This is a genomic window from Saccharicrinis sp. 156, assembly GCF_050589685.1.
Lineage (GTDB): Bacteria > Bacteroidota > Bacteroidia > Bacteroidales > Marinilabiliaceae > Saccharicrinis.
Genome location: NZ_JBNGOS010000102.1, coordinates 1 through 1,393, shown reverse-complemented (window position 1 = coordinate 1,393; position 1,393 = coordinate 1). Strand labels below are relative to the sequence as shown.

1 protein-coding gene is annotated in these 1,393 nt (G+C 36.7%); it reads right to left on the bottom strand.

The genetic code is table 11. The annotated features are described in order from the left end of the window. Window positions 1-28: 28 nt before the first annotated feature. A partial coding sequence (locus ACRD64_RS25210) for an IS1634 family transposase (RefSeq protein ID WP_430937408.1) occupies window positions 29-1,393 on the bottom strand: 1,365 nt, incomplete at its 5' end.

The window sequence follows — 1,393 nt, the reverse complement described above, 5'->3', positions numbered from 1 at the left end:
CCTGTTTTGTGCATTGCATGACCCACTTTTAAATTTTCATATTTAATAACCTTGATTGGATTTCAGTAGGTTGCAAAATTTTAGTTTTTACTTCTTTGGATTTTGGCAGGATATACCTTAATTGCCTAATTTCCTTAATCTCATCTATTGCTTTTTCAGGAGACAACTTGATATTATTGTAATTGAGCAAGCGCTCCAATTCCTTATAGATGGAATACGCGGTAAAACATATGCATATGTGCGCTTCAATTCTGCTCTTTAATCGATGATAGATGGGGCGTATTCTTAAATCCGTTTTTGAAATGCGGAAGGCTTTTTCAATTTTCCATAATTGACTATAATTTTCAATCACTATCTTTCTGGATAAGCCTGTGTTTGTTACATACCCCTTTAACCCGTCCCACAGAGCATCTGCTTCATATTTTTCGTAGTCAATTGTAATGTTTACCTGGCCAGTTAGTTTCAGATATTTATTGTAACCTCTGTTGTTGATATGTTCTTTAGATAACTTTCCGCTCTTAACCCTTTTCTCTAACCGGATCAGCCCTTTCTCTCGATTTTTATTGTCCCTGTATGCCCTTTTGGGCGAGTAGCTGATGATTAGCCTGCCATTTTTACTTTTTAATTCTTTGGGTTTGTCTTCTTCAATTTTCAGTTGAATGATTTTTGTTTTGATTGCTTCTGTCTCATTTTTAACCCTTCCTCCAAGAATATACTGGTAACCATGCTCATTTAACGCATCAATGTTCTTTTGGGAAAGCAGTGCTGCGTCTGCCACGATTATCGGCTTGTCCAGGCTAAACTTTTCTTGAAAAGTCTCCAGAACAGGAATCAGAGTCTTTGTTTCTGAAGTGTTTCCTTCAAATATCTTGTACCCAATAGGAAAACCTTGCGAACTGACCAGCAACCCGATCATGATTTGAGGTTGTTGGTGTTTGCCATCTTTTGAAAAACCAGTGATGCGATAATCATCTTCTTCTGAAGCTTCGAAATACAAGGTCGTCATATCATAAAATACAACACCAACCTTTCCTCCCAAAAGGTTCTTGGTGTACTCAAATGATATCTGCTCTATAGTTGGTTTAATATCGTTGTTGAGTTCATCTAGGAATCGGTAAATAGTGTAAACGCTCACGTCAATGTTTAGATGATTCCCGAAATAATCTACGGTTTTTAATTTACTGCCAGGATAAACAAGCCGGTATAAAACCAGATTCTTGAAATATTTGCATGACCCACCAGTTGGGAAACCTATTTTCTCATAAATCTTTCCCAATATCAATTCAGCCCCAACTATCTGCAAATGGTTATTTGCAATACTATTTACAAAGTTATCTACGACCAGGTCATCGTGTTCAACAAATAAACTTTGCATACCCTTAAATCGCTCTAT